Genomic DNA, 3788 nt, shown 5'->3' on the forward strand with positions numbered 1-3788 from the left:
AGAATATCAAGATTATTTGAATAAAGAAATACCCAGTTGCGAAATAATTGTCTTTCTATTCCATAAAGTGTATGGTAAACACACAAGAGAAGAATATGAACTTGCGCTAGAAAATTTTAAAGCAGGGAAGATGCCTCATTATATTTATGTCTGCTTTAAAGAAGTTAATCTAAAAAGACTTACTGATATCGATAAGAATATCCTGGAACTCAATAATTTGAGCAATGAAATTGTGAATGATAAACAGATATTTATTGACTACTCTTCTACCACTGAGTTGAAAAAAATAATGAGTAAACAATTTGATTTAATTTTACCTGAGATTGCTGATAGGATAACCAATTCTTGAGATTAATTAGAGTATGATCATTGAGTAAAACCTCAGATGGTGTTCTTAAACGTCCACATGATCGAGGCAGGTAGAGATACACTGGTAGAAAATGAGAAAGGTCAATGCGTCATCCGGTGCTGACAAGTTTTATCTCTATACCAGAGAATACCTGGCAGGATTCTTGTAAGAGAATGTAATTTTTTCACAACAGAGGCACAGAGGGAATGTAAGAAAAGATGTTAGCCACGGATTACACGGATGAACACGGATAATGTAATGTAAAAGATGTTTTAACCGCGAAAGCCGCTAAAGTACACGAAAAAGACAGATAGCTTGTGGCTTCGGCGGTGATTTTGGAGTACATTAGCTTTACTCATCGTCCGTGATAATGTGTCGATCCGATAGGTGAGATAAGGCATTATACTTCAGAGGTTCAGAGGTAATTGTGAAAGAGACTGATACAGCTTGTAGGGGTAAGTGGACATAACGGACGCAGTGGACACAAGAGAGCGGGATCTGGTTTTGTTTGGAACAATTTATGCTACAATTAGTTGATAGTGCAAAAAATAAATTAATCTTAATTTGAAGAGTCCGGATAATTATTTAAATAGGAGAATGTCATGAATAAAGCAATTTTTATTTTTGTATTATTGGCTGTTATTGGGGGATTACAATGTGAAACACATATTGATGAAGGTGCTGTAAGTGGTATCTGGTCAATATTTGACTCACCTTATATAATTGATGGCAATATTTCCATAAGTTCTACTGAGGTATTGGAAATTCAACCGGGAGTAGAGATAATATTCAGTGATAATTATGGTTTGAATGTGTCGGGACAGTTGATAGCTGAAGGAACTATCGTTGACAGTGTTTACTGGACGGTTGCAGATACTACGGGATTTAGCGATGTAAGTAACCCGGATGGTGGCTGGGGTGGTATTTTATTTGATTATCATTGTGATGATAATGAGACTTCTCTATTAAATTACTGTCGTATGGAATATGGTAAAGCATTGGGGGAATTATATACAGAGTTTACAGGAGGGGCAGTATTCGCTGACAGTTGCTCCAATGTTGTGATCTCCAATTGCACACTAACCAATAATATTGCAGTATGGGGAGGAGCTATTGCCTGCAATAATCATGCAAGTCCTACTATCAGTAATAATACAATAACTCATAACATGACTTACAATTTTCAAAATTATAACGGCTGTGGAGCGGGAGTATTCTGCAATACATATTCCAGCCCCTTGATAGAAGGTAATCTGATAGCTGAAAATCTTGCTGAAGATAATGGTGGTGCAATTTGCTCATTTTCTAGTTCTTCTCCGCAGATCATTGATAATATCATCCGCGATAATGTAACAGAAGAAGGTGGCGGGATAATTATAGGAACAAATGGTATGGCAACTATCACGGGAAATACTATTACAGGTAATAGTGCCACCTGGGACGGTGGAGGTATCTGCTTTTCGGGAGCTATATATGCTATCGTGCAGAATAATTACTTTGCCGGAAACAGTTCGCATTGGGGTGGAGCTGTATCATTTTTTAAATCATATAACGTAGCGGTAACGGATAACATTATGGAATACAATACAGCAATACTGGGTGGGGCTGTGAGTGATACAGAGGAATTTAATTTTGATATCGAGCTTGCGGGAAATAGTATCCGCTATAATACTTCCATCACACAGGGAGGTGGAATATTCTGGTGTTGTCATGGCTTATCTTTAGATGCCCAAAACCTGAATAGTGTATATTGTAATTCTGCCCGAGTGGGTGATGATCTATTTATTATGAATATTGATGAGACGGTATGCCTTGATACTTTTACTGTGCTCAGTCCTACCAGTGCTCATGTGTATCCTGTAAATGCTTTAGATTTTGAGATAGCAAATTCTATTTATGATCAAGTGGATGCTGATCTATATGTATCACCAGAAGGTGATAATGCGAATAGTGGCTTAGCGGCAGATGAGGCTTTGCAGACGCTTGAACAGGCAATTCGAATCATCAATCCTATAAATATTGAACGGACAGTGCATCTTGCGGAAGGAACCTATAGCGGGGAAGGGAGTGGTGAAGTGTTTCCAATTATGGGAGTGAATAATGTGAATATTATGGGAGCAGGGGCAGTAGAGACAATTCTTGATGCTGAAGGTAATAATAGTCATTTTTTCTATTCGGGGGTTGATTCTGCAATATTGAGCAACTTCAAGATCATAAATGCCAATCCTGAAAATGGCTTGTACTGGGAAATATATCGGGGAGCAATCTATCTGAATGAGAGCGTTGTCCGGCTGGAAGATATGACCATCAGTGATAATTATGGCGGTACCGTAGGTGGTGGATTGAATCTGGTAAATAACTCGCTGTGCGAATTGGATAATGTGAAGATCACTGGAAATACAGCAGAAATTAGAGGTGGAGCAATTTATTGCATGTCAGATTCTGAGGTGAGACTTACTGATTGCGAGGTGACTGGTAACCAGGTGGAGGGTACATGGGCGTATGCAGGGGCTGCGATTTGCTGTGTAGACAGCTCAAAAGCTGTGCTTAGGAATTGTACGTTGGCTGATAACTACGCACTGGCAGGTGGGAGTATAATTATTGATGAAAATTCTACAATGACAATGGTGAATAGCATCTGCCGAAATGACTCACCTGTAGAGATAAATATTGGACAGGAGGCAGGCTTTGATCAGCCGGTTGCGATAGCATATTCTAATCTGCAAGGTGGAAGTGCGGGAATAGAAACTCCTTATGGCGGTGAATATGAATGGCTGGAAGGGAATATTGATGCTGAGCCTTTATTTGTTGATCCCGAGGCAGGAGATTATGAATTAACGATAGATTCTCCCTGCGTGGATAGCGGAACAGACTGGTTTGAATGGAATGAAGAAGTGCTGGTAGATCTGGTAGAAGATGAATATTGGGGTGAAGCACCAGATATGGGTTGCTATGAATATGGACTCGTCAATACTGACGAATTGAAAATTGAAAATGTAAAATGTAAAATTAATGCTTATCCCAATCCCTTCAATCCAGAAACGACAATCGCATTTTATGTTAAGCAGCCAGGAAAGGTGAAACTGGCAATATATAACGTGAAGGGACAGAAAGTAAGTACACTTAAAGATGAAGATATGGCAGCAGGAGAGCAGAATATAGTGTGGCAGGGGACAGATAATGAAGGGCGCAAAGTGAGCTCTGGAATCTATTTCATCAGGCTGGATATAGAGGGACAGAAGGGGCAGTGGAGAAAAGCTGTATTGATGAAGTGAGCGATAATATGAGTGTATTTTTTGGGGAGATTGTGGGGAATGTAATTAAGGCGGTGGATGTGTCTACCATTGTATATTGACATCATGAAATTAGTATTAAGATATTGATAAGGAAAATGGAAGGGGTTAAGCTTGAACAACCATAGGGTATTAAAACCCGTTCG

Annotated in this window: 2 protein-coding genes; both read left to right on the forward strand. The window is 39.2% G+C overall.

Annotation, left to right across the window (positions count from 1 at the left end; all coding sequences use genetic code 11):
- Nucleotides 1-349, forward strand: a 349-nt coding sequence (locus RAO94_03925; GenBank protein ID MDP8321483.1) for a hypothetical protein, incomplete at its 5' end; no start/stop codon positions are given.
- Nucleotides 350-951: 602 nt separating this feature from the next.
- Nucleotides 952-3624 (forward strand): right-handed parallel beta-helix repeat-containing protein, encoded by a 2673-nt coding sequence (locus RAO94_03930; protein MDP8321484.1) that lies wholly within the window; start codon nucleotides 952-954, stop codon nucleotides 3622-3624.
- The last annotated feature ends 164 nt before the right edge of the window (nucleotides 3625-3788 follow it).

The organism is Candidatus Stygibacter australis, from assembly GCA_030765845.1.
GTDB lineage: Bacteria > Cloacimonadota > Cloacimonadia > Cloacimonadales > TCS61 > Stygibacter > Stygibacter australis.